This window comes from Nonomuraea ceibae (assembly GCF_019396325.1).
Taxonomy (GTDB): Bacteria; Actinomycetota; Actinomycetes; order Streptosporangiales; family Streptosporangiaceae; genus Nonomuraea; species Nonomuraea ceibae.
The window spans coordinates 46045-72190 of the sequence record NZ_JAHKRO010000007.1; the positions used below are offsets into that span (position 1 = coordinate 46045).

Sequence of the window (26146 nt, forward strand, 5' to 3'; positions counted from 1 at the left end):
ACCGGGCTTCCCGCGGGGCGGGAAGCCCGGTCTTCTCAGCGTCGAGTGTCCCCACGCGTCAGGTTCGGCGGCGTGCCGCGACGGTCTCGTAGCCGATCAGGTCGTCGGGGACCGCGTCGGGGACGATCTCGTCGAATCTCGCCAGCACCCGGACCCGCATGGCGGCCAGCGCGATGACGGCGATCGCGGCGGCGAAGCAGACGTACATGAAGCCGATGCCGCGTCCGGCGCCGACGCCGATGACGGCGCCCACGGTGCCCGCGAGCGGTCCGCCTGGGGCCAGCAGCGGTTCGAACAGCGCCGCGCCGTACGGCGCCACCAGGCCGAAGCCGATCGGGAGGGTGGACCAGGCGACCAGGGTGTTGAGCGCGATGACCCGGCCGTGGTACCGCTGCGGCACCTTGACCTGGATGATCGTGGCGTAGACCCCGTTGACGAGCGTGAGGCACAGCGACATGCCGAACGCGCCCACGGCGATCGTCTGCACGTTCGCGTGCAGCCCCGTGACCAGGCAGGCGAGCGACAGGGCGAGGGTGGCGAGCAGCACGCCGCGCAGCCGCCGCCGGCGAGGGCCGCCCCACACGGCCATCGCCAGGCCGCCCGCGAGCGTGCCGAGGCCCCCGGCGAACGACACCTGCGCCACGTCCGGCAGGCCCGCGAACGCCAGCACCAGCGGCGAGATTATCAGGAAGAGCGGCGAGAGGAAGACGTTCAGCACCGCGAAGAAGCCGAGCATGCCGCGGAAACCCCGGTTGCCCCAGGAGTAACGCAGCCCGTTCAGCATCTCGGTGACGATCGGTTCCCTGCGCGTGGCGGCCATCGTCCGGGGGAAACGCGTCACGATCACCGCGGCGATCGCCACGACGTAGCTCGCCACGTCGATGGCGAGGATGCCCTCGACGCCGATGGCGGCCATCAGCCCGGCCGCGACGAGGGGCACGACAAGCTGCGCCGAGCCCGTCGCCATCTGCACGACGCCGTTGGCATGACCGAGGAAACGTTTGGGCACGAGCTGCGGTATCGCCGACGTGTACGCCAGACGCTGGAACGTCAGGGCGACCGACAGGCAGGCCAGCAGCGGGTAGACGTGCCAGGTCGTCAGTCCCCCGGTCCAGAGCAGCGCGCCGAAGATGAGCTGGGTGGACAGCGCCGCCGCGTCGGCGGCGAGCAGCACCCTGCGCCGGTCGAAGCGGTCCACCACGACTCCGGCCAGCGGCGCGATCAGGATGCCCGGCACGAGTCCGAGCACCGCGAGCAGCGCGAAGCTCACCAGGGATCCCGTCGTGGTGTAGATCCAGATGGGGATCGCGAACTCGGTCAGCGCGGCGCCGATCATCGACACGAGCTGACCTGCCGCGATGACGCCGAAGCGACGCATGCTCGGTCGCGGTCCTCGGTGCTCGGGCGGCGGGTCGTCCGCCGTGGACGCGTCCTGCAGCCACCAGGTGGAGGTCTCGGTGCGGCCGAGCCGATCGGGCTCGGCCTCGGCGAGGGCGACGTGCGTCCGGGTGACGATCTCGGCGAGCTCGGCGGCGCGGTAGCGCAGGAAGAAGTGGCCCGCCTCGTCCAGCACGGCCACGGCCGTGGTGGCGCTCAGCAGGTGCCATTCGCGGAAGCGTTCCTGGTAGAACTCGGTCGCCGGGTCGCGCTCGCCCACGACCGAGATGATGGGGACGCGTAGTGGCCGTCCGTCCTGTTCGAACAGCCGGGTGAAGTAGCGCTCCGCCTCCCGGGTGCCCTTTCTGCGGTTGTCGATGACCAGCTTGAGCTGGTCGCGTCCCAGCTCGTCCACCTCCAGTCCGGCCGCCCGCAGCGCGTTGGCCCACAGCTGGTCGCTGCGCAGGCGCTCCAGCGCCTCGGTGACCCCCGTCCACCGGGTTCTCGCGAAGGGGAAGGTGCCGCCCAGGTAGACGGCGTCCACCTCGCGTCCGGCCGCCTCCAGTCGGCGGGCGATCTCGACCGTCAGCATGACGCCGAGCCCGCAGTGGCCGTACAGGACGAGCGGGCCCGCCACCTTCGCCAGGATCTCCTCGGCGCACGCGGCCGCGACCTCGTCGAGCGGCCTGGACTCCTCCCCCAGCTCGTGGCCGGGGACCGCGATGGAGTACAGGGCCCAGCGGGCGGACAGCGCGTCGGCCAGCGGCTTGTAGATGACGGCGCTGCCGCCGCCGTACGGAGCGCACACGATGGTCCCGGTCGCCTGCCGGGCGGGCGTGAGCCGGTGCAGCAGCACGCGCGGCCCGTCCTCGCCGCGTTCCAGGAGCCCGGCCAGCTCGCGGACGGTGGGATGGCGGAACAGATCCATGATGGTGACCAGCCGACCCGGGGCGACGGCGCGCAACCGGGCGACGACCTGCATCGCGAGCAGGGAGTGCCCGCCGAGGTCGAAGAAGTCGTCGGCCGCGCCGACCTCGTCCACGCCGAGCACGGCCGACCAGACGGCGGCCACCGCCTGCTCCGTCGGCGTAGCGGGCGGTTCCCACTCGGTCTCGCGGTCGAGGCCGGGCTCGGGCAGCGCGTCCCGGTCGACCTTGCCGTGCGCCTTCAGCGGCAGGGTGTCCAGCCAGACGTACCGGCTGGGGATCATGTAGTCGGGCAGCAGCGCCCGCAGGGCCTCACGGAGGTCCGCCGCGCCGGGCCGGGGACCAGCCTCCGGCCCGGCCAGGTAGGCGACGAGCCGGTCCGACCGGAGTTCCGCCACCGCCTGGGAGACGCCCGGCAGCGTCGTGAGCACCGACTCGATCTCGCCCAGTTCGACCCGGTAGCCGCGGATCTTCACCTGGTGGTCGGTCCTGCCGAGAAACTGGAGGTTCCCGTCGGGGAGCCAGCGGCCGAGGTCGCCGGTGCGGTACAGCCGCGCCCCCGGTGGGCCGTACGGGTCGGGGACGAACCGATCGGCGGTCAGGCCAGGCCTGCCGAGGTATCCGCGGGCCAGCCGGTCGCCGCCCAGGTGGATCTCGCCGGGGACGCCCACGCCGACGGGACGCAGGTGCTCGTCCAGGACGCGTACGACCGCCCCGGGCAGCGGCCTGCCGATCGGCAGGGTCGCGCCGCCATGGGCGCCGGCCGGGTCGACGGCATAGGTCGTCATGCCCACGGTGGCCTCGGTGGGACCGTAGTGGTTGACGACCGCGCACCGTCCGGCCGCCACCACCTCGTCCGCGAGCGCCTGACCGGCCGCCTCTCCCCCGAGGATCAGCAGCCGCTTGGGCAGCAGCTCCGCGGCGGGGGCATCGGCCAGCAGCGCCGCCAGATGCGACGGGGTGATCTTCATGTAGTCCGGGCCGATGCCGGCGAGCGTCTTGGCCAGCTCGGGGGCCGAGGTGCGGGCGGGCACCAGGTGCAACGTCCCGCCCGTCGCCAGCGACAGGTAGAACACCGTCACGCCGAAGTCGAAGGCCAGCGACTGGAGCAGCACGAACACGCCCCCCTGCACGACGCCCAGCCGCTCGCGGACGCCGAGGAGGTAGGTGACGGCCTCGCGGTGCTGGACCGCGACCCCCTTGGGGGTGCCGGTGGTCCCGGAGGTGTAGATCACATACGCGAGGTCCCCGGGCCGCACGTCCGCGTCCACCGGGCCGTCCTCCTCGACATCGGTGTCGTCCAGGGTGAACGTGGGCAGGCCGGGAGGCAGCCGGTCCCGCGTCCCCTCGGTGACGACGGCGGCCAGGGCGCCCGAGTCGGACACGGCGTGGGCCAGGCGGCCCGCCGGGTGCTCGGGATCGAGCGGCACGTACGCGCCGCCCGCCTTGAGCACGCCGAGGACGGCGACCGCCACGTCGGCCGACTGCTCCATGCACACCGCCACCCGCGTGTCCCTGCCGACGCCGCGCCGTCGCAGGAACCGGGCCAGCCGGTTGGCCCTGCGCTCCAGCTCGCCGTACGTGAGGGTGGTGTCGCCGCAGGCCACCGCCGTGGCGGACGGGTGGCCACCGGTCAGCTCGTGGAGCAGCCGCCGCTCGGGCCGTGGGAGGGAGGGCACGGTGCCGAACGCCAGCACCTCGGCCCGTTCGGCGGCGTCGAGCAGGTTCAGCTCGGAGATCCGGGTGGACGGCTCGGCGGCGACGGCGGCGAGCAGGGCCACGAACCGGGCGGCCAGGCATTCCATCGTCTCGGGCAGGAAGAGCGCCGTGTTGTAGACGATGTGGCCGTCCAGCCCGTCGCCGGTCTGCCGCAGGTAGAGGGTGAGGTCGAAGCGCGTGGTGGCGGCGTCCACGCGGTACTCGGCCATGCGCAGCCCGGTCGCCCAGCGGGCGGGGGCCTGGAAGTTCTGCAGGGCGAACATGACCTGGAACACCGGCGAGCGGCTGACGTCGCGCTTCACGTTGAGTTCGCCGACGAGCCGGTCGAAGGGCAACCCCTGGTGGGCGAAGTCGTCGAGCGTGGCGTCGCGCACCCGGTCGAGCAACTCGGTGAAGGGCGGGTCGCCGCTGAGGTCCGCCCGCATGGCCAGCGTGTTCACGAAGACGCCCACGGTGCGTTCCAGCTCCGGCGTCTCCCGGCCGCTGACGGGCGAGCCGACCGCGAAGTCCCGCTGGCCGGAGTGGCGGAACAGCAGCACCTGGAAGGCGGCCAGCAGGGTCATGTACAGGGACGCCCCTCGGCCGCGTGCCAGGTCGGCGACGCGTCCGGCTGTCTCCTGCCCGACCTTGAAGCGCAGCCCGGCGCCGGCGAACGTCTGCTCGGCCGGCCTGGGCCAGTCGCTGGGCAGGTCGAGTGCCGGCACGCCGGACAGCCGCCGCGTCCAGTACGCCGGCTCCTGCTGCCTTTCTTCCTGGGCCCGCTGCCAGAGGGCGTAGTCGCCGTACTGCACCGGGGGCTCCTCCAGCGGGGACGGCTCACCGGCCCGGAAGGCGTCGTGCAGGGTGAGCGCCTCGCTGAGCACCAGGTCGTACGACCAGCCATCGATGACCGCGTGGTGGGCGGTCAGCAGCAGCACGTGCTCCTCCGGGCCGAGCCGGACAAGAAGGGCGCGCAGGAGCGGCCCCGACGCCAGGTCGAACGGCCGGGCGAGCTGGGCGGCGCACAACTCCGCCGCGCCGGCCTCGTCGGACTCGGCGACGGTGAACTCCACCGCGGGCTCGTCCTCGATCACGACCGCGGGCCGCCCCTCGCCGTCGGTGACGAAGCGCGTGCGCAGGCTCTCGTGCCGGGCGGCGACCTCCCGCAGTGCGCGGGCCAGCGCCTCGGCGTCGAGGTCGCCGGAGAGCCTGGTGCCGAGCGGCACGGTGTAGGCGGCGGTCCCCGGCGCGTACTGCTCCATGAACCACAGGCGTTCCTGGGCGTGCGACAGCGGCGGCGTCCGGCCCTCAGGCCGCCTCGGAACGGACGAGGCGGCGGCGCGACGGCGCAGCAGCCCGGACAGCACCGCCTGCTTGGCCGGGGACAGCCCGTCGTCGAGTGTGGTCATCGGGCGCTCAGCGGACGCATGTCCGTCCAGACCTCGTCGATGTGGGCCAGGCAGTCCTCCCTGCCGCCGGTGAAACCGGTCCACCGCCAGCCCTCGGGGACCGTCCGGTCGCCGGGCCAGAGGGAGTACTGCTCCTCGTCGTTGATCACTACGTGGTACGTCGTCACTGTTCCTCGTCTTTCTGGTCGAGCAGGCGCAGCGCCTCCTCGTCGGACAGCCCGGCGAGCGAGTCGAGGAGCAGTGCCTCGACCGCGCCGGCGAACTCCGCCACCGTGCGCCGGGTGAACAGCGTCCGGATCGGCACCTCGACGCCGATCACCGCCCTGAGCCTGGCCGCGATGCGGACGGCGAGCAGCGAGTGCCCGCCGAGGTGGAAGAAGTCGTCGTACGCGCCGACGGCGGCGACGCCGAGCAGGTCCGCCCAGACCTCGGCGACCAGCGCCTCGGCGTCGGTGCGCGGCGCGACGAAGGAACGTTCCCTGGCGGGCTCGGGATCTGGCAGCGCCGCGCGGTCGACCTTGCCGTTCCCGGTGAGCGGAAGCCGGTCCAGGAGCGTCCAGGCGCCCGGCACCAGGTGCGCGGGGAGCCGTTCTTCCGCGTGGCGGCGCAGTTCCTCCGCCGTCGCCCGGCCCACCACGTACGCGACCAGCAGGTCACCGCGGGCGGCGACGGCCGCCTGGCCCACGTCCGGGTGCGCGAGCAGGCAGGCCTCGACCTCGCCCGGTTCGATCCGGTAGCCGCGCACCTTGACCTGGGAGTCGAGCCGTCCGAGGAACTCCAGGGTGCCGTCGCGCCGCCACCTGGCCCGGTCGCCGGTGCGATAGAGCCTTCCGCCGCCCGGTGTGAACGGGTCGGGCGTGAACGCCGCCGCCGTCGTCGCGGGCCGTCCCGCGTAGCCGCGCGCCACTCCCGCGCCTCCTACGCACAGCTCGCCGGGGGCGCCCGGCGGCACCGGTTCGCCGCTCTCGCCGAGCAGCCACACCGTGGTCTCGCCCACCGGCCGGCCGATGGCCGGGCGCAGGCCGTCGTCCACCAGGTCGGCGGACGTGGCGATGACCGTCGCCTCGGTCGGGCCGTAGGTGTTGACCAGCCGGACGCCGGGGAAGCGGCGCTTCCACCTCGACACCGCGGCGGCGTCCGCCTGCTCCCCGCCGAGGATGACCAGGCGGAGCGACGGCGGCCAGTCCACCTCGTCCACGACGTCGACCAGGTGGTGCCAGTAGGCCGTGGGCAGGTCGAGCACGGTGACGTCCCTGCCCTCGGGGGAGGCGAGCAGGTCGGGCAGGGCGGCGCCGCCGTCCGGCAGGAGAAGCAGCGTGGCTCCCGAGACCAGCGTCGGGTACACCTCTTCGACGTGGGCGTCGAAGCCGAACGAGGCGAACTGCACGACGACGTCGCCGGGTCCCAGCTCGTACACGGCGGCCATCCAGCGGATGCGGGCCGCCAGCGCGGCGTGCTCGACCACCACGCCCTTAGGGACGCCGGTCGAGCCGGAGGTGTAGATGACGTACGCTGCGTCACGCGGGTGCGGCTCCGGCTGTGCGAGCGCCTGCCCGGACAGGTTCCGCAGGTCATCCGGGGTGAGCACGGCCGCGGCGCCGCTGTCGGCGAGCAGCCGCTCCCGCCTGGGGGCGGGGTCGGCGGGATCGAGCGGCAGGTAGGCGGCGCCGGCCCGGAGCACGCCGAGCAGCGCGACGACGGCGTCCATGCCACGCGGCAGCGCCACTCCGACGACGTGCCCGCGGCCGACGCCGCTCCGGTGAAGGGTGGCGGCCAGCGCGTCGGCCCGCGTCACAAGCTGTCGGTAGGACAGCAGGTCGCCGCCGCACCGCAGGGCGACGGCGTCAGGGGTTCGCGCGGCGCTCCGGGCGATGAGCGCGGGCACCGGACCTGCGGCGAGAACGGGTGCGGGGCCTGCGGCCAGGGCGCGCAGCTCGGCGTCGTCGGCGGGCGTCAGCAGGGGCAGTGAGCTCATCCGGTGGCCGGGGTCGGCGACGATCCCCTGGCAGAGGGGGTGGAACCGCTCGGCCAGTCGCTCCACGGTCGTCGCGTCGAAGAGGTCGGCGTCGTAGGTGAGGACGAGCGACAGGCCGCCGGGCTCGCGCCAGACGTCGAGTGCGAGGTCGAGTTTGGCCTGGGCGTGCCCGTCCTCGAACAGCTCCGCCTCCAGGCCGCCGAAGCGGGTGCCGGGAGCGTGGGGGCCGGTGTCCTGGCTGTGCAGGATCATCATCGTCTGGAACAGCGGCGTCCTGCCGAGGTCGCGGCCGATGCCGAACTCGTCGACGAGCAGCTCGTACGGCACCTCCCGGCTGGTCAGGTCGTCCGTGACGGTCCGCCGGGCGGCGGCCAGGAGGTCGCAGAACGGCGGATCTCCCCGCAGGTCGGCGCGCAGGGCCACGGTGTGGGTGAGGTTGCCGAACACCGGCTCCAGCTCGACGCGATCCCGTCCGGCGGTCACCGTGCCCACGACTACGTCGTCCTGGCCGCAGTGCCGCGCCAGCAGTACCTGGTACGCGGTCAGCAGGACCATGAACAGGGTGGCGTCGTGCTCCCTGGCCAGCCGTTCCAGCCCGACCACCGTCTCCTCCGGCAGGCGGGCACGGACGCGGCCCCCACGCCGCACACCGGCGGACGTCCGGGGCCGGTCGGTGGGCAGGTCGAGCACCGGCGTGTCGGCGAGCCTGCGCCGCCAGTACGCCAGTGGGGCCGACAAGTCCCTGCCACGCTGCCAGGCGGCCACGTCCCCGTGCTGCAGGACGGGCTCGGTGAGCCGGCGGCCCGCGTACAGTCCGACCAGGTCGTCCATGAGGACGTTGAGCGACCAGCCGTCGCCCAGGATGTGGTGGATCACCCAGCACAGGACGTGGTCGTCGTCGGCGAGCCGGATGAGGGTGAGGCGGTGCGGCGGCGCGGCGGCCAGGTCGAACGGCGCGTTGACGCGGGCGGCCACGAGCCTGCGGGCCTCGTCCTCGTCGCGGGCGCCGAGGTCCTCCCATTCCGGTCTCGCCGAGGGGTGGACGACGGCGATCGGCACGCCGTCGGCCTCGGGGAAGCTGGTGCGCAGCGACTCGTGCCGCGCGCGGGCCCCCGCGACCGCGCGGGCGAGCGCAGCCCGGTCGAGCGGCCCACGCAACCGCCGGACCAGGTACATGTTGGCGGAGCCGTCGTCGGGATTGAACCGCTGCAGGAACCAAAGGCGCTCCTGGGCCGCCGACAGCGGCGGCGGTGTGCCCGGCGGGCGCGGGAGGACCCGTGCGTCGTCCTCCGGCCCGGCCGCGGTGCCGTTCCCCTTGTCCAGCTCCGCGGCGAGCGCCGCGACCGTGGGATGGTCGAACAGGGCCCGTACCGCCACCTCGGTCCCGAGCGCGCACGTGAGGCGGGCGCCGGCTCGGGAGGCGAGCAGCGAGTGGCCGCCGAGGTCGAAGAAGCCGTCGTCGGCGCCCACGGCGTCGAGACCGAGCACCTCGGCGAAGACCTCCGCCACCAGGCGCTCGGCCGGCGTCGCGGGCGGACGGGCGCCGCGTACGACGTCCGGGTCGGGCAGCGCCGCCCGGTCCACCTTGCCGTTGGGGGTGAGCGGCAGCGCGGGCACCGGCACGAACGCGGCGGGGACCATGGACGCCGGCAGCATCGCGCGGGCGTGCGCCGCCAGTGCCTGCGGCACCGCCTCGCCGCACCCGTCCGGCGCGAAGGACAGGCCGGACCTGTCCGGTGTGGAGGGGGCGCCGGAGCTGTCCGGCGGTGAGGGTGCGCTCGCGGGCACGACGTAGGCGACGAGCCGGTCGCCGCGCACCACGACCGCCGCACGTGCGACCGACGGGTGCTCCATCAGCCGCGCCTCCACCTCGCCCGGCTCGATGCGGTGGCCGCGCAGCTTCACCTGCTCGTCGGTCCTGCCCAGGCATTCGACCTCGCCTCCGCGCCATCTGGCCAGGTCGCCCGTGCGGTACATGCGGGTGCCCGGCGGCCCGTAGGGGTCGGGGAGGAAGCGCTCGGCCGTGAGCCCCGGCCGGCCGGGGTATCCGCGAGCGAGTCCGTCACCGGCGATGAACAGTTCGCCGGTGGAGCCGTCGGGCACCGGTTCCAGCCGTCGGTCCAGCACGTACAGGCGGGTGTTGGCGATGGCGCGGCCGATTCGGACGCCTCCGGTGACGCCGGCCGGCACCTCCCAGCAGGACGACCAGATGGTGGTCTCGGTGGGTCCGTACACGTTCCAGAGTCGCGCGACACGGGGCCGCAGTTCGGTGGCGAGCGGCCCCGGCAGCGCCTCGCCGCCCGTGAGCGCGACGACGCCGGGCCGGTGGAAACCGGCGTCCAGCAGCATGCGCCATCCTGACGGCGTGGCCTGCAGATGAGTGACACCAGTGGCTGCGGCCAGGGCCGCGAGCCGAGAGCCGTCGCGGGTGCCCTCGTCGTCGGCGATCACGACGGTGCCGCCGGTGATCAGCGGCAGGTACAGTTCCAAGGCCGAGATGTCGAACGACAGCGACGTGGAGGCCAGCCACACGTCGTCGGGGCCGGCTTCGAGCTGGTCGCGGAACGACAGCAGCAGGTTCGCCAGGGCTCCGTGGCTGATGGCGACGCCCTTGGGCCTGCCGGTGGAGCCGGAGGTGTAGATCACGTACGCGAGGTCGGAGGCGGCAGCCGGTTCACCGGGCTCCTCTTCCGGCTCCTCCCCGCACAGCTCGTCGAGGTGCAGCGCCGGGAGGTCGCCCGGCAGGCGCGTGCTCAGGCCACGCTGCGTGAGCAGCAACTGCGCACCCGAGTCGGCCAGCACGTACGCCAGCCGCTCGGCGGGGTGTCCGGGGTCGAGCGGGAGGTAGGCGGCCCCGGCCCGGACCACCGCGAGGAGCCCGGCGAGCAGGTCGATCGAGCGTCGCGCGCAGATCGCGACGAGTGTGCCCCGCCCGGCGCCAGCGGCGCGCAGCCGCCGGGCCAGCGCGCGGCTGCGGGCGTCGAGTTCGGCGTAGGTGATCCGCTCGTCCCCGCAGATCGCCGCGACCGCGCCGGGCTTCCCGCCGAGCAGGTCGGCGAGCGTGACGTCAGGGTGGGACGTCTTGGGTCCGTCCGCCCTGGCGAGGATCGCCGCCCGCTCTCCGGGGGCGAGCAGGTCGAGCCGCGACAGCGGGGTGTCGGGATGGGCGACGACCTGGCCGAGCAGCGCCTCGAACCGGGCCGCCACGCGTGCGACGGTGTCGTGGTCGAACAGCCCGGCGTCGTAGACGAACCTCGCGGCCAGCCCGTCCTCCGACGGGTGGACCTCCAGGGAGAGGTCGGCCTGGGCGTGGGCCGTGTCCACGGTGAACGGTTCGGCTGTGAGACTCGGCAGGGCCGGTCGGACGGTGTTCTCGTGGTGCAGGCCGAACTGGGCGCGCAGCAGCGGGTTCCGGCCTCCATCGCGGCCGGGGGCGACTTCCTCGGCCACGCGGGAGAACGGCACGTCCCGCCGGGACAGCGCTCCCAGCACGGCGCTCCTGGTACGGGTGAGAAGCTCGGCGAAGGACAGGTCACCGGTCAGGTCGCCCCGGAGGACGACGGTGTTGATGAGCGGGCCGACGACCTCCTCCAGCTCCGGCCGGTCCCGCGTGGAGACGGCCGAGCCGACGCAGACGTCGTCCTGGCCGGTCTGCCGGGCCAGCAGGAGGTGGTAGGCGGCGAGCAACGCCATGAAGGCGGTGCATCTCCGGCTTGTGGCCAGTTCGGTGATACCGCGACCGAGCTCGGCGGGCAGCCGCAGCACGACGGTGCCCGCGCTCGATGAGCTGGACCCGCCGTCGCGGCGAGGGCGGTCGGTCGGCAGGTTCAGGACCGGGGCCCCGTTCAGCTGTTCGCGCCAGTAGGCGAGCGCGGCCACGTCCACGGCGCGTGCGCGCTCGTCGGCGGCGTGCCAGGCGTGGTCGCGCGGGGGCGGAAGGTCGGCGGGCACGCCGGTGACGAACTCGGTGTAGATCGACGCCAGCTCCGAGGTGAGCAGTCCGATCGACCAGCCGTCGGCCGCGATGTGGTGCACGGCCAGGTGCAGCACGTGGTCGCGCTCCCCGAGCCGGATGAGCGCGGCCCGCAGGATCGGCCCCTCGGCCACGTCGAACGGCGTCCGGGTGCGCTCGGCCACGGCGTCGGCCGCCCGGCGCTCCCGCTCGCCCTCGGGGTGGGAGGTGAGGTCGAGGCGGTCCAGCGGGGGGATCGGTCCCGGCACCGCGACCGGTTCACCGTCGCGGGCCGGGTAGCGCGTACGCAGCGTCTCGTGTCGCGACACCAGCGCGGCCAGGGCCCGTTCCAGCGCGTCCGCGTCGAGTTGGCCGCGAAGCCTTTCGGAGATGAACAGGTTCGAGGAGGAGTCGGCGGGGTCGTACCGCTGCAGGAACCACAACCGTTCCTGAACGTAGGAGACGTCAGCCCGCATGGCGCACCGCGAGCGGAGGAAGGACATGACCGGGGCGGTCGGCGGCGGCGCGGGCGCACCGGAGGAAGGCGTCGGCCAGTTCGGCCGCGGTCTCAGGGTCATAGCCGTGGTGGTTGTAGACGACAGCGCAGTGCATGGAGCCGTCCCGCTGCTCCTCGACGATGAGCTCGGGGGCGCTCAGGTCCAGCTCGCCGGGGTTGGCCGACCATTCCAGCGCCTCCTGCTCGCGCGGGAACGGGAACGGCTCGGACGCCAGGCCGGGGAAGTGCGGCGCGCCGAAGCTCTCGTAGTGGATGCGCGACGGGAACGGCACGCGCAGCCGGGCGTCCTGGTACGCGTGGAGCTGGTGGGCCACGGCGCCCACGGCGACGTCCCGCACCCGGTCGAGCAGCTCGGCGTAGCCGGGGCGGCCGGAGACGTCGAAGCGCAGGATCAGCGACTGCACCAGGCAGCCGACGAGGGTCTCGTGCTCGGGCAACGTCCTACCTGGCACGGGCGACATCACGACGATGTCGGTGCGGCCGGTCCACTCGGCCAGCAGCCAGGTCCAGCAGGCGGCGACCGCCATGAACGTGGTGGCGCCGCGCTCGCGCGCGATCTCGGCCAGCCGGTCGCGCAGCGCGTGCTCGACCTCGAAGGCGTGCCGCCGCCGGGAGAACCGGCTCGTCTCCCTGCGCCCCGGGAACGGGCTCAGGTCCGTGGGAGCGCCCTCCAGCACGCGATCCCAGTACGGCTGGTTGACCGGCCACTGCTCGCGGGCGAAGCGGCAGTAGTCGGTGTAGGTGATCGGCAGGGGCCGCAGCGGGTCGGGGTGTCCCGTGGACAGCGCGGAGTAGAGGAGGGCGAGCTCCCTCAGCAGCACGCCGAAGGAGAACCCGTCGAACGCGAAGTGGTGCACGGCCAGGACGAGGACGTGGTCGTCCGCGTCGTCGTCCTGGCCGATGTGGACGACGAGGGCTCGCACCAGCGGGCCGGCGATGGCGTCGTCGAGGCGCATGCGCTCGTGCCACACGATGCGGCCGGCCTCGGCCTCGTCCGCCGCCCGTTCCTCGGCGACCTGCGGCGGACGGTCGGCGACGATCTCCACCGTCCCGTCGGGCCGGACCACGGTGCGCAGCGCCTCGTGGCGGGCCACGAGCGCGTTCAGCGCACGGGTGAGCAGCGGCACGTCCAGCTCGTCCCTGATCCTGATCGCGGTGCAGCAGGAGCCGATGTCGCGCACGTCCTGGGAGCCGTGAAGCCGGGGCTCAAACATCCAGTACAGGAAGTCCTCCTGCTGGGTGCTGAGCGGGACGGCCGACGGCGGGGCCTGCGGCAGCGGGGTGAGGGGTGCGTCACCGGCCCGCGCGCCGTCGATCCAGCGGGCCTGCCCGGCGAGTTCGGGCCGGTCGAAGGCGAGCGCGGCGGTGGCGGGCACGCCGAACCGCTCGCCGACCAGCGCGGCGAGCCTGGTGGCGCGGAAGGAGTCGCCGCCCAGGGCGAAGAAGTTGTCCTCAGGCGAGACGCGCGAAAGGCGCAACACCTCGCGCCAGATCCCCCCGAGCACGTCGAGCGTCGGCGACGCGACCGGTGCGGTCATCGCTTCCCCCAGTCGAGCGCCGTCGCCAGTGCGGTCATCGCTTCCTCCAGTCGAGCAGGCTGGGGCCGTCGGCCTCCAGGTCGCGCCGGGTCCGGCGGATCAGCTCCGCGCACTCCCCCAGCCCAGGCGCGGACATCAGCAGGTCATAGGTGTCGGGGAACGTCCACAGCAGGTCTTCCAGCAGGTAGCGCCAGTAGGCGGGCCGCAGTTCGGGGTGGTCGCGCAGGATCCGCTTGTGGTGCCAGGTGTGGTGGAAGAGCCCGGCGTGCGGGGGGCCGTCCCACCGTTCCGCCTCGACGATCCAGAACCTGCCGGTCACCGGGCGCAGGTCGATGCCGAGCGCCCGCGCCACCGCCGGGGCGAGGCGCTGTTCGGCGAACGTCTGCCGGACGAGTGGGTCGACCGCCGACGGCGCGGCGTTGCCCGTCATGAATTCCATCGACGCGGTCGCGTACGCGGCCCGGTGCTCGTCGTCCAGGTACACCGAGATCGCCATGTTCGCGGCGGGGGTGTCGAAGACCCAGCGCGACAGGTCGGCGCCGCTCTGGTTGGGCACCTCGGCGACCGGCGGGTAGACGGCATTGCCGGTCGACTCCCAGTGGGCGAAGACGAAGCCGCTTCGGTCCAGCCCTTCGATGGGGCTGCGCAGGTAGAGATCGGTGTCGATGACGGCGAACGGGGCTCGGCGGAGCGTCGCCAGAAGACTCTTGCCGGCGGCAAAGTAGAACAGCGGGTCGACGTCGATCTCGTCCAGGGCGTCGAGGGCGGTGTCGATGCGGTCGTAGAGCACGTCCAGCCCCTGTTCGGCGGCGTACTTGGCGCCCAGTGTGTCGGTCACCAGCTCGACGCCGCCGTGGAAGGCCCGCCACGCCCGGATCCCGTGCACGCAGGTGAGGATCTCCTCGACGGGCATCGCGTAGGGGCCGTTCTCCAGCGCCCTGTCGCGGTGTCTGCGCAGCCCCGCCCGGTGGGGACCCGTCCAGGCGACGTGCGCCGCGGTCAACGCCACCGCTCAGCCCTCCCCGCGCGACCGCTCGACGGCGGCGGCGATGCCCGCGATCGTGGGGTCGTCGTAGTAGAGGTGCAGCGGCAGGTCGGCACCGAGCCGGGAGCGTACCCGTGCGGCGATCTGCGTGATCGTCAGCGAGTGGCCGCCCAGGTCGAACAGGTCGTCATGCGGGCCGACCCGGTCCACGCCGAGCACGTCGCACCAGATGTCGTGCACCACGGCGGCGGCGCCGGTGAGCGCGGCGACGGGCGCGCCCGTCTCGGGCGGCGGCGCGTCCCTGGCCGGTGGCTCGGGGAGCGCGCCGCGGTCCACCTTGCCGTTGGGGGTGAGCGGCAGCGCGTCCAGCTCCACGAACTCGGCCGGCACCATGTACGGCGGGAGCGTCCTCGCACAGTGCTCCCGCAGCCCGGCGGGCAGGCCGGGCGCGCCGGCGGCAAGCACGGCGTAGGCGACGAGCCTGTCACCGCGCACCGCCACCGCCCCGTGCGCGATCGACGGGTGCTCGGCCAGCCTGGCCTCGATCTCTCCTGGCTCGATACGGTGGCCGCGCAGCTTGACCTGATCGTCGAGGCGTCCGAGGAATTCCAGCATGCCGTCCTCGCGCCAACGCGCGAGGTCCCCGGTGCGGTACATGAGGCCCTTGCCGAAGGGGTCGGCGACGAACCGTTCTGCGGTCAGCTCCGGCCTGCCGCGGTAGCCGTCCGCGACGCCGTCACCGGCGACGCACAGCTCGCCGGGCACGCCGACCGACCGCAGCCGGAGCCGGTCGTCCAGGACGTACACCCGCGTGTTGGCCAGGGGCGTCCCGATGGGCACGCCCGCTCCCGCCTGAGTCACCTCGGCGCTGGTGGACCAGATCGTGGTCTCCGTCGGCCCGTACACGTTGATCAGCCGGCCGGTCCTGGCCAGCAGTTCGGCGGCCAGCGGGGCGGTCAGCCGCTCGCCGCCCGCGAGCGCGGTCACCGCCGGGCGGTCGAACCCGCCGTCGAGCAGCATCCGCCACCCTGAGGGCGTGGCCTGGACGTGGGTGACGCCGTACGTGTCGGCCAGTGCGGCGAGCGCGCGCCCGTCCCTCGTCAGGGCGTCGGGCGCCAGGACGACGCTCCCTCCGGTGATCAGCGGCAGGTACAGCTCCAGGGCGGAGATGTCGAAGGCCAGGGACGTGGCGGCGAGCCAGACGTCGCCGCTCCTTGAGCCGAGGCGGTCGCGCATCGCCCACAGCAGGTTGGCCAGCGCCCGATGCGGGATCTCGACCCCCTTCGGGCGGCCGGTGGAGCCCGAGGTGTACATGACGTAGGCGAGGCTGTCGGGCTCCGGCCACGGCCCCGCGTCTCCCGCGGCGGGCTCCAGGGTGTCGGAGAGGAGGACCGTCGTGGCACTGCCGCAGGGCAGCCGCTCGCGCAGAGCTTCGGAGACCACGACGACCTTGGCGCCGGAGTCGTCCAGGATGAAGGCGAGCCGGTCCGCCGGGTGCTCGGGATCGAGCGGCAGATATGCGCCCCCTGCCCTGAGCACGGCGAGCAGGACGGCCAGGGTACGCCGCGACCGCTCGGCGAGGACGGCCACGAGCGTGCCCGGTCCTACTCCGGCCTCGCGCAGCCGTACGGCCAGCCCCTCCACCTCGGCGGCCAGTTCCGCGTACGTCGTCGCGCCGGGTCCGTGGCGGACCGCCACCGCCTCGGGGGCGTGCCGCGCCTGCCGGACGACCAGCTCGGGCAGCGTGGCCGACGGATAGGCGACGGACGTGTCGATCCAGGCGCCGAGTAGCGGCTCGGTCTCGTCGGCGCCGAGCAGCTCCACCTCCGACAGCCGCGTGTCGGGGTCGGCGGTCACGTCGGCGAGCAGGCGCAGCCAGTGGGCGGCGACCCGCTGCGCGCTCTCGCGGCGCATCGTGGCGGGGTCGTACTGGAGGATGACGCCGCACTTGTCGGGCCCGTCCACGACGTGTACCCGCAGGGCGCCGCGCACGGTGTGGTTGAACAGCGCCCACGTGACGTCGGCGCGCACCCCTTCGAAGGAGGGCGCAGCCCCCCGCCTGCGGTAGCCGAGCGACACGGGGGCGAGCGCCACCCCGGGCCGCACGTCGCGCACCGCGCGTGACAGCGGCACCTCACGGACGCGGAACAGGCCCGGCAGATCGGAGCGCAGCCCGTGGGCGAACCGCTGGTCCTGCAGGAACCTGCGGAAGCTCCACGAGCCGTCGAGCCGGGCGGTCACCGGTAACTCGTTGACGAAGGCGCCAATGTGTTGGCGGGTGTCAGCGGTGCGGGTGCCTAGGTCGACGGCGACGGTCGGCTCCGCGTTGCCGTACCGGTGAAGCAGGGCGTGCAGCGTGGCGAGCAGGATCTCGAACCGGCTCGCGCCGGTGTCCAGGCCCAGGCGGTCGAGCGCCGACGACAGCTCGCCGGTCAGCGTGAACTCCACCGACTCGCCGCTCGCCGCCGTCGCCGCTTCCCCGGTGAGGCCGGGCAGCACCACTTCCGTCCGCTCCCGGTGGCGCGCCGCCCAGAAGTCGCGGGCCTGCGCCAGTGTGGCCGTGACGCGGGTGTCCTCCCTCTCCGCCAGCCCGTCGTACGGGACCTCGGGCAGGTCCGCCGCCCGGCCGGTGACCTCGGCGCGGTAGAGCTCGGCCAGGTCGTCGAGGAAGACCGAGGTGGACTCCCCGTCGAAGACCAGGTGGTGGGCCACGACGAGGAGCAGGGCCCGTTCCGGCCCTTCGACGAGGAGCGTGAGCCGTACCAGTGGGCCGGTGCGCAGGTCGAACGGGCGCAGGAGCTCGGCGCGGACCAGTTCGTCCGGCTCGCGCCCGGCGACCTCCACGACCGCGAGCCGGGGCGGCCGTGCCGACTCGACGAGGTACGGTTCCCCTCTGTCCTCGGCGACGACGGCGGCCAGTAAGGGATGCCTGCGGACCAGCGCCGTGCAGGCGGCATCGAGCGCCGCCACGTCGAGCGGCCCGGTGAAGAGGACCGAGAACGGCATGGAGTAGACGGTTCCGAGGCCGCCGAGGCGTTCGTTGAACCAGATGCCCTGCTGGGCGAGGGAGGCCCGGATGCGCGGATGATCGGTCATCGTGGGAATGGCCATCGCTGAGGTTTCACTTCCGATCACGAGGTGCGGTGTTTCAGGGGGTGCTCACGAGAGGAGCAGGCCCAGGTGGTGGGTGAAGGACTCGGCCGCCCGCGCCGCCGAACGCCCTTCGCAGTGGCCGGACAGGCTGCCGTCGGGCTGCGCGGTCAAGGTGAGCCGGGGGGGCCCGTGCGGAGGCGTGGGCGCGGGGAGCGGCAGCGGCTCGGTCCGCAGTCCGGGCAGGTCAGGCTCGGGCCGCAGTCCTTCGAAGGTGAACCGTCCGGCGTGCGGGGGCACGGGCCGGAACCGATGAGCCTCGGCGTCGGCCGCTTCGACGACCTGCTCAGGAAGGCCGGGGATGTCCACGCCCAAGGGACCGACCAATCCGGCGGCGCCCGGGGTGGTACGCCCCGGCGAGCGGACGAGCACGCACGCGGAGCCATGCTCTTCGGCGAGCGCGGACGCCCACGCCACGAGCGCCAGGCTGCCCGGAGCAGTGCCCCTGGCCCGTGCGGCGCGACGCAGCCTGCCGACCGTCCCGGCGGCGATCACCACGGGAACCCATTCCGCCGGCCCGGTGTCGAAGACCGGGCCCGGCCGGGTGACGGGCGTCGGAGCACCTGACCCGGCGTGGGCGGCGGTGACGAAGCCGGCGTACGTCGTCTCCACCGGCGGCAGGCCGGCCGGCCTGCCGTGGTACGCGGCGCCGTACAGGATGCCGAGCTCCTGGACGAGCAGGTCGAGTGACCAGGCGTCGCACACCAGGGGATACGCGGCGAGCCCGAGCAGGCGCCCGCCGTCCGGCGTCTCGGCGACCACGGCGCGCAGCAGCGGCCCGCGCCTGGCGTCGAAGGCGGCTCGGAGCGCTCCGGTGAGGGCCGCCGTCCCTCCCTCCACCCGTTCCAGGTCAGGGGCGAGACCGTCGGCGATCTCGGCGACGCCCCCGCCGGGGAACGTCATGCGCAAGGCGTCGTGCCGGGCGGCGAGATCGGCCAGCGCGCGGCGGAGCGCGGCCAGGTCGAGGGGATCGTGCACGCGCAGCGCCGACTCGTGCGGCGAAGGGTCGCCGGCCAGGTCGGCGAGTTGCGCCGCCGTCAACGGCACCCGCGTGGAAGCGCCGGTGAACAGGGCGCGCACGGCTGGTTTGAGCACCTTGCCCGCCTCGTTGCGCGCGAAGTCGTCCACCACCGCGATCCTGGTCGGCAGCTCGTGCCTGGCCAGGCGCGTGGTGAGGAAGTCGCGCAGCTCCTCCAGCCGTACGTGCCCCCGAAGCCGTACGGCCGCCGACGGGACCTCGCCCATCACGGGATGGGGAACCCCGACGGCCGCCGCCTCCGCCACGAGCGGGTGCTCGTGCAGAGCGGCCTCGACACGCAGCGTCGAGACCTTGAGCGCGCCCGACTTGATGACGTCGCCCGCGCGGTCGGCGAGATAGAGGTATCCGGCGTCGTCCAGGTGGCCGACGTCCCCCATGCGCACCCAGCCGTCCCTGAACACGGCGGCGCTGCCGCCGGGGTCTGCGAAGTACGAGCGCGGCGGCGCCGGGCAGCGCAGCCAGACCTCGCCCACCTCGCCCGGCGGCAGGACACGCCCGCCGGAGTCGCGGATCACGAGGTCGCCCGGGTCGCTCGCCCTGCCCAGCGACCCCGGCCGCTCGGGGTCCAGGACCATCGTGGTCCCGGCCGGCATCGCCTCGGTGGAGGTGTAGGTGTTGACCAGGACGGCGCCGGGGAAGGCCGCGGCCAGGTCCTGCGCCAGAGCGGGCGGCAGGGCGGCGGCCGAGGAGCCGACGAGCACGACGCTCGACAGGTCCTGGCGTCGCCTGGCGGCCGAGCCGAGCAGCTCGATCGCCATGGACGGCACCAGGAACACGGTCCCCACCCGGTACGCCTCGACGAGCCGGCAGAACTCCGCGGCGTCGAACCGCGGCAGCGCCAGCGCCGCCGGGTACGCGGTGAGGGCGTCCATCAGCATCATCTGGGCCGCGTTCGTGCCGATGGGGAAGGCGTGCAGGAAGTGCCGGGAGTGCGCGTACGCGCGGCGGCGCGGCATCGGGTGGCGCCCGTACGTGAGGTTGGCGTGGCTGGCGGCCACGCCCTTGGGATCGCCGGTCGTCCCCGACGTGTAGACGATCTGCGCGAGCTGGGAGGGACGCACCTCGACGCCGGGCGGCGCGTCGTCGGCGGACTCGACCTCCTCGATCGTGGCCGCCCATCGGCCCGGCCCGGCCGCACAGCCGGTGTCCTCCTGCACAACGCCGACGGCGCCGCACCGGTCGAGGATGTCGTCCGTGACGCGCGGGGGTTGCGCCGCGGCCAGGGGGACGGCGACCCCGCCCGCCTTCTGCACCCCGCAGTAGGCCACGGCGTAGTCGATCCACCCGGTTCCCCCGAAGCGCAGCCCCACCCGGTCGCCGGGCCGCAGCCCCAGATCCAGCAGGCCGCGCGCCACGGCGTTGGAGCGTGACGCCCATCCACCGAAGGTCAGCTCGCGCCGGCCGTCCACGACGACGGCCGCGCTGCCCGGCTCGGCCTCGGCGCGGGCCTGTAACAGCCCCGGGATGGTCTGCTCGGCATTCACACCGCCGCCTCCCTTCTTCCTTCGGTCAACGGATGATGTTGGGCCCTGAGCCGGTCGAGGCGCGGACGATGAGCTCCGGCCGGAACATCAGTTCCTGGTGCCGGTACGGTCCCCCGGCGATCAGTTCCAGGAGCGCGTCGACCGCCGCGGTCGCCATGACCTGCACCGGCTGGCGCATCGTCGTCAGCGGCGGATCGGTGTAGGCGATGAGCGTGGAGTCGTCGTAGCCGACCACCGACACGTCGCGCGGCACGTCGAGCCCGCGCTCCTTGCAGGCCCTGATCGCACCGATCGCCATGAGGTCGCTCGCGCAGACCAGTCCTGTGCAGCCGCGGTCCAGGAGCTGGGACGCGGCCGCCTGCCCGCCTTCGACGGAGAAGAGCGAGTGGGCGATCAGCGACTCGTCGGCCCCGCCGAGTCCGAGTGTCGCCATGGCCTGCCGGTAGCCCTCGACCTTCCTGACCACGGGCACGAACCTGGCCTGGCCGACGGCCAGCCCGATCCGCACGTGCCCGAGGTCGTGCAGGTGCTGGACGGCGAGCCGGGCCGCTAATCGGTCGTCGGTGGACAGGAATGTCGCCTCGACGTCGGCGGCGTACCCGTTCAGCAGGACGATCGGCACGCTCTGCGCCACCAGCCTGGTGTAGCGGTCGGCACGCGCGGTCGTGTCCGCGTGCAGCCCCGACACGAAGATCATTCCGTTGACGCCGCATTCGAGGAGCAATTCGGTGAACTCGTCCTCGGGGGCGCCGCCGGGCAGCTGCGTGCACAGCACCGGCGTGTAACCGTGCTGGGTGAGCGCCTTCTCGATCGCCTGCCCGAAGGCCGGGAAGATCGGGTTGTCCAGCTCGGGCGTCACCAGGCCCACGAGCCCGCGGCTGCGCTGCTTGATCCGCGCCGGCCGCTCGTACCCCGCGAGGTCGAGCGCGGTCAGCACGGACCGCCGGGTCTGGTCCGACACTCCTGGCCGGCCGTTCAGCACCCGGCTGACCGTCGCCTCGCTCACCCCCGCGAGCGCGGCGATGTCGATGAGCCGGGGCGTCCCGTTCCCGGCCGCGGCTACCACGAGGGCCGCCTCCACCAGGCGGCCGAGTCGGGCGGGAGCGCGCCGTCGATCAGCGGGGCGCTGGCCAGCAGCAGCTCGCCCTCGACGCGTGGCTCCACCTCGTGGTCGTTGAGGTTGACGACGCAGGTGAATCCGTCGCCGCGGGTGAAGGCGAGCGTCCCGAACGGCGCGTCGAGCCAGGTGAGGTCGCCGTCACCGAGCTCGGCGCACTCGCGACGCAGCCGCAGCGCCGTCCGGTACAGCTCCAGGGTCGAGTCGGGGTCGTCCAGCTGGGCCTCGACGCTCAGCCCTGCCCACTCCTCGGGTATGGGCAGCCACGGGTCGTTCCAACCGGACTCTCGCGTCCAGGGAACGGGCACGCGGCAACCGTCCCGACCGCTGTCGGGGTCGCGCAGCCGCTGGGGGTCGCGCAGGCACTCCTCCGGCAGGTCGAGTACCTCGGGCAGGCCCAACTCCTCTCCCTGGTAGACGTAGGCGGAGCCGGGCAGCGCCAGCGCGAGCAGGGCCGCGGCGCGGGCCCGGCGCAGCCCCCGTTCGCCGCCGCCGTAGCGGGTGACGTGCCGTTTGACGTCGTGGTTGGACAGCACCCAGGTCGAGGGCGCGCCGACGAGCGCGGCGGTGTGCAGCGATTCGTCGATGACCGCGCGCAGCCGCGCGGCGTCCCAGGGGGTTTTCAGGAAGTGGAAGTTGAACGCCTGGTGCAGCTCGTCCGGGCGGATGTAGCCGGCCAGCCGCTCGGCGGTGGGCGCCCATGCCTCGGCCACGCCGATCCGCTCTCCCGGGTAGGAGTCGAGGATACGCCGCCAGGCGCGGTGGATGTCGTGCACGCCGTCCTGGTCGAAGAACGGCACGACGGCGGTGCCGATCATCTCGACTTGTCCGGTGCGCCCGACGTCCGGCAGCCCGGGCGCCTTGACCATGCCGTGGGCGACGTCGACGCGGAAGCCGTCCACGCCGAGGTCGAGCCAGAAGCGGAGCACGTCCTCGAACTCGGCGTGCACCTCCGGGTGCTCCCAGTTCAGGTCCGGCTGCTCGGGGGCGAACAGGTGGAGGTACCACTGGCCGTCTTCCACCCGGGTCCAGGCGGGGCCGCCGAAGACGGACTCCCAGTCGTTCGGCGGCAGCTCGCCGCTCACCCCTCGGCCGTCCCTGAAGATGTAGCGATCGCGGTCGGGGCCGCCCCCGAGGGCCCGAGCGAACCATGGATGCCGGTCGGAGGTGTGGTTCGGCACCACGTCGACGATGACGCGCAGGCCGTGCGCGTGCGCGTCGGCGATCAGCTCGCGGGCGTCGGCGAGCGTGCCGAACAGCGGGTCGACGTCCCGGTAGTCGGCGACGTCGTAGCCGAAGTCGGCCATGGGCGAGGGGTAGAACGGGGTCAGCCAGAGGGCGTCCACGCCCAGGTCCGCCAGGTAGGGCAGCCGGCTGCGCACGCCCGGCAGGTCGCCGACCCCGTCACCGTCGCTGTCGGCGAAGCTGCGCACGTACACCTGGTAGATCACCGCGTCCCGCCACCAGCGGGTGGCGGCGGCCGTCCGCGCGGCGTCCTCGGCCAGTTCGGTCATGTGTCTCCCCGATCGGTCGGATGGCTGGAGGGAAGGTTCGCGGCCCGCCTCATGACTTGGTGGCGCCGCTGGTCAGGCCGGCCACGAGATGGCGCTGGACGACCAGGAAGACCGCCGCTGCGGGGACCGCGATGAGCACGGCGGAGGCGGTCAGCAAGCCCCAGTCGGACCAGTGCTGGCCGACGAACTGCTGCAGGCCGACGCCGAGGGTGCGCTTGTCCTCCTGCGACATGAAGACCGTCGCGTACGCCACCTCGCCCCACGCGGTCATGAAGCAGTAGAACGCGGTGACGGCGAGGCTCGGCCGGGCCAGCGGCAAGATGACGCGCCAGAACGTGCCGAACGGCGTCAGGCCGTCGATCAGCCCGGCCTGATCGATCTCCCGCGGGATGGAGTCGAAGTAGCTCTTCATCATCCAGGCGCAGAACGGCACCGCGATCGTCATGTACGCGACGATCAGCCCTGGGATCTGGTTGAGCAGCCCGAGCGCCGCCATCAGGTTGTACAGCGGGACGATGAGGATGGCGACGGGGAACATCTGGGTGATCAGCAGCAGCCACATGATCCCGCGCCGGCCCGGGAAGGAGAACCGGCTGAGCGCGTACCCGGTGGTCGAGGCGAGGAAGACGCCGAGCACGGTGGTCAGGCCCGCGGCCACCACCGAGTTGAGCAGCCAGACGGGGAACTCGGTCTCGCTGAACACCCGGGAGTAGTTCGTCAGCGACGGCTGGTTGAACAGCTCCAGCTCGGCCGACAGCCAGCCGTCGCGCGGCTTCAGCGACGTCAGCACCAGCCAGACGACCGGGAACAGCGAGACGACGCTGGCCGCGATCAAGGTGGCGTGCAGCAGCACGGAGGCGAGAGGGCCGCGCCTGTCACCACGACCGGCGACCGGGCGGGTGTTCACGGTACTCACCAGACCTCCCCTTGCCTGCGCAGCGCGCGCCGGTAGACACTGGCCAGCACGATGAGCAGAGCCAGGATGATCACGCCCCACGCGGCCGAGCCGGAGTAGTTGCGGACCCCCGTGAACGCCTCCCTGAAGGCGTAGGTGACGAGGATCTCCGTGTCACTGCCGGGGCCGCCCCGGGTGATGAGGAAGATCACGGGGAACATGTTGAACGTCCAGATCGTGCCGAGCAGGACGACCGTCGCCGACACCGGCCGCAGCATCGGCAGCGTGATGTGCCGGAAGCGCTGCCAGGGGGTCGCGCCGTCGACCGCCGCGGCTTCGTAGAGATCGGACGGGATCGCCTGCAGGCCGCCCAGCAGGGCGACCATCATGAACGGCACCCCGACCCACACGTTGACCGCGATGACGGCCAGCTTGGCGGTGGTCGGATCGTCGAGCCAGCCGACCGTGCCGAGGCCGGCGGCCTTCAGCATCGCGTTGATGACGCCGAACTCGCTGTTGAACAGGTAGCGCCAGATGAAGGCGGCCACGAAGCCGGGGATCGCCCACGGCAGGATCAGCAGCATGCGGTAGACCGAGCGGAAGCGCATCCGGCGGTGCAGCAGCATGGCCAGGCCCAGGCCGAGGCCGTAGTGCAGGCCGACGCAGGACACCGTCCAGATCACCGTCCAGGTGAGCTTGTCCCAGAACAGGCTGCTGGTCAGGATGTCGAGGTAGTTGCCCAGTCCGACGAACTCGTAGCTGGCCGGGATGACGTTGACGCCGATCGTGCGGCCGACGTTGGCTTCGGTGGCGTCGGTCAGGGACAGGTAGACGCCGCGCAGCAGTGGCCAGCCGATCAGTACGCCGATGACGATCAGCACCGGCGCGACCATGGCCCAGGCGTACCAGTGCCGCCCCAGGGCCCGCCGCAGCGGGCCCTGGGAGCGACCGCCTCGGCGCCGGCCGTGATGGGCGCCGGTGCTGGGCGTGCTTCTCACACGTCCGGTCGAGACCGCCACGCTCAGCTCCAGGCCTTCATGATCTGCTGGAACTGCTGCTCAGTCTTGCTCAGGGTCTCCTCAGGCTTGGCTCCGCCGACGAGCCCCTGGAAGGCTTCGAGCAGAGGCTGGAAGAGCTGGCCGCCCTCCGGGATCCAGGGGCGCGGCACCGCAGTGTCCAGGATCGGCTTGAAGACCGCGACGTCCTGATTGGCCTTGACCCTCGGGTCGTCGAAGCTCGAGGAACGGGTCGGCAGCAGGCCCAGCTCGCTGGAGACGGTGGCCAGCGAGGCGGAGGAGCTCATGAAGCGCAGGAACTCGTACGACGCCTCGATGTTCTTCGAACCGGCGTAGACGGCCAGGTTCCAGCCGCCGGTCGGCGCTCCGGCGCGGGCGGAGCCGGCGGGCACGGGGGCGATGCCGAGGTTCTCCTTGTCCTTGAACTCCTTGCCCTGGTAGACCTCCGACAGCGACCACGGGCCGTTGTAGATCATCGCGGTCTTGCCGTCCTTGAGCGCGGTCATCGCGTTGGCGTAGCTGTCCTGCAGCGCCGGCTTGGCCGCCGCGCCCGACGTGATGAGGTCCTGCAGCTCGGTCATCGCCTTGACGTTCTGCGGCGAGTTAACCACGACCTTCTTGTTCTGGACGTCCAGGAGGTCGCCGCCCTCGCCGTAGATGAACGGCAGCAGGAAGTAGCCGTCCACGTTCAGCGCCAGGCCGTTGGCGCCGGTCTTGGCCTTGACGTCCAGGGCGGTCTGCTTGAGCTCCGCCATCGTCTTGGGGGCCTCGTCGTGACCGGCCTCCTTCAGCAGCCGCTTGTTGTACAGCAGCGCGAGCGTGTCGGTGACCTGCGGCACCGCCCACGTCTTGCCGTTGTACTTGGTGCTGCTCAGGGGACCCGGCAGGTAGTCGGCCTCGTTGTCGATCGCCCGGGTGCCGTCCAGCGGTTGCAGGTAGCCCAGCTCGGCGAACTGCGACGTCCAGGCGACCTCGGAACGGATCACGTCAGGAGCGCCCGTGCCGGCCTGGGCGGCGGTCTGGAACTGGTTCTGCGCCTGGTCGGAGGGGACGTTGACGTACTTGACCTTGATCTTCGGGTACTTGGCCTCGAACTCCTTGATCAGCTTCTGGAAGGTCGGGCCCTCACTGTCGGGACGGACGGTGTCCCACCAGGTGATCTCGCCACTGATCTGGGTCGGGTCCGCGGGGGCCGCGCTGGACGGCGCCGCCGAGGACGTGGTGCCGCCACCGCCGCACGCGCTGACCGCGAGCGCGAGCGCCGCGACCACCGTCACGGCTGAAAGGGCTTGCCGCATCTCTGTCTCCTCGATTCAGGCCAGATAGAGGACACACCTCGCGGTCCTCGCCGCCGGGGTCCTGGGAAGTGAGGAGGACGTTACGCGGCTGCAAGAAAAAATGAAAGACCTTTCAATGCCAGACCATCTTTTCGTTATCTTTGCAGCAAGACGTCAGGCCGTTACTCTTCGTAGTTGAATGAGACACCTTCAGGACACAGGACACACATCGAGGACATTCCGCTTGCACCCACCCAAACGGAGCGATTAGGGGACG

Annotated in this window: 12 protein-coding genes; all 12 read right to left on the minus strand. The window is 72.8% G+C overall.

Going from position 1 to position 26146, the window contains the following annotated elements; all coding sequences use genetic code 11:
- Positions 1-58: 58 nt before the first annotated feature.
- On the minus strand, positions 59-5410 hold the full coding sequence (locus KME80_RS07225; protein ID WP_219501729.1) for a non-ribosomal peptide synthetase/MFS transporter: 5352 nt from the start codon (positions 5408-5410) through the stop codon (positions 59-61).
- Entirely contained in the window at positions 5407-5577 is a 171-nt protein-coding gene (locus KME80_RS07230) for an MbtH family protein (protein ID WP_020544413.1), read from the minus strand. Before KME80_RS07230 ends, KME80_RS07225 begins: the two co-directional genes overlap by 4 nt.
- Positions 5574-11813: a non-ribosomal peptide synthetase gene (locus tag KME80_RS07235; RefSeq protein ID WP_219501730.1), complete on the minus strand. Its 6240-nt coding sequence runs from the start codon at positions 11811-11813 to the stop codon at positions 5574-5576. Before KME80_RS07235 ends, KME80_RS07230 begins: the two co-directional genes overlap by 4 nt.
- Positions 11803-13392, minus strand: a complete 1590-nt coding sequence (locus KME80_RS07240) for a condensation domain-containing protein (protein ID WP_219501732.1) — start codon at positions 13390-13392, stop codon at positions 11803-11805. The genes KME80_RS07235 and KME80_RS07240 overlap by 11 nt, the downstream gene beginning before the upstream one ends.
- A 34-nt stretch (positions 13393-13426) precedes the next feature.
- Entirely contained in the window at positions 13427-14401 is a 975-nt protein-coding gene (locus KME80_RS07245; RefSeq protein WP_219501734.1) for a hypothetical protein, read from the minus strand.
- Positions 14402-14404: 3 nt separating this feature from the next.
- The gene (locus KME80_RS07250) at positions 14405-17473 is read right to left on the minus strand and encodes a non-ribosomal peptide synthetase (RefSeq protein WP_246644272.1); all 3069 of its coding nucleotides are present in this window, start codon (positions 17471-17473) and stop codon (positions 14405-14407) included.
- Between the two features lie 63 nt (positions 17474-17536).
- Positions 17537-20050 carry an AMP-binding protein gene (locus KME80_RS07255; RefSeq protein ID WP_219501738.1) on the minus strand — a complete coding sequence of 838 codons (2514 nt, stop codon included), beginning with the start codon at positions 20048-20050 and terminating at the stop codon, positions 17537-17539.
- A gap of 25 nt (positions 20051-20075) precedes the next feature.
- Complete coding sequence (locus KME80_RS07260; RefSeq protein ID WP_308125646.1) at positions 20076-21116, minus strand: LacI family DNA-binding transcriptional regulator; 1041 nt, start codon at positions 21114-21116, stop codon at positions 20076-20078.
- Positions 21110-22681 (minus strand): glycoside hydrolase family 13 protein, encoded by a 1572-nt coding sequence (locus KME80_RS07265; protein WP_219501742.1) that lies wholly within the window; start codon positions 22679-22681, stop codon positions 21110-21112. Before KME80_RS07265 ends, KME80_RS07260 begins: the two co-directional genes overlap by 7 nt.
- Before the next feature lie 49 nt (positions 22682-22730).
- A complete protein-coding gene (locus KME80_RS07270; protein ID WP_219501744.1) occupies positions 22731-23597 on the minus strand; it encodes a sugar ABC transporter permease in 867 nt (288 codons plus the stop codon).
- Complete coding sequence (locus KME80_RS07275) at positions 23594-24574, minus strand: carbohydrate ABC transporter permease (protein WP_308125647.1); 981 nt, start codon at positions 24572-24574, stop codon at positions 23594-23596. The genes KME80_RS07270 and KME80_RS07275 overlap by 4 nt, the downstream gene beginning before the upstream one ends.
- Positions 24575-24597: 23 nt before the next feature.
- Positions 24598-25890, minus strand: a complete 1293-nt coding sequence (locus KME80_RS07280; RefSeq protein WP_219501749.1) for an extracellular solute-binding protein — start codon at positions 25888-25890, stop codon at positions 24598-24600.
- Between the last annotated feature and the right edge of the window lie 256 nt (positions 25891-26146).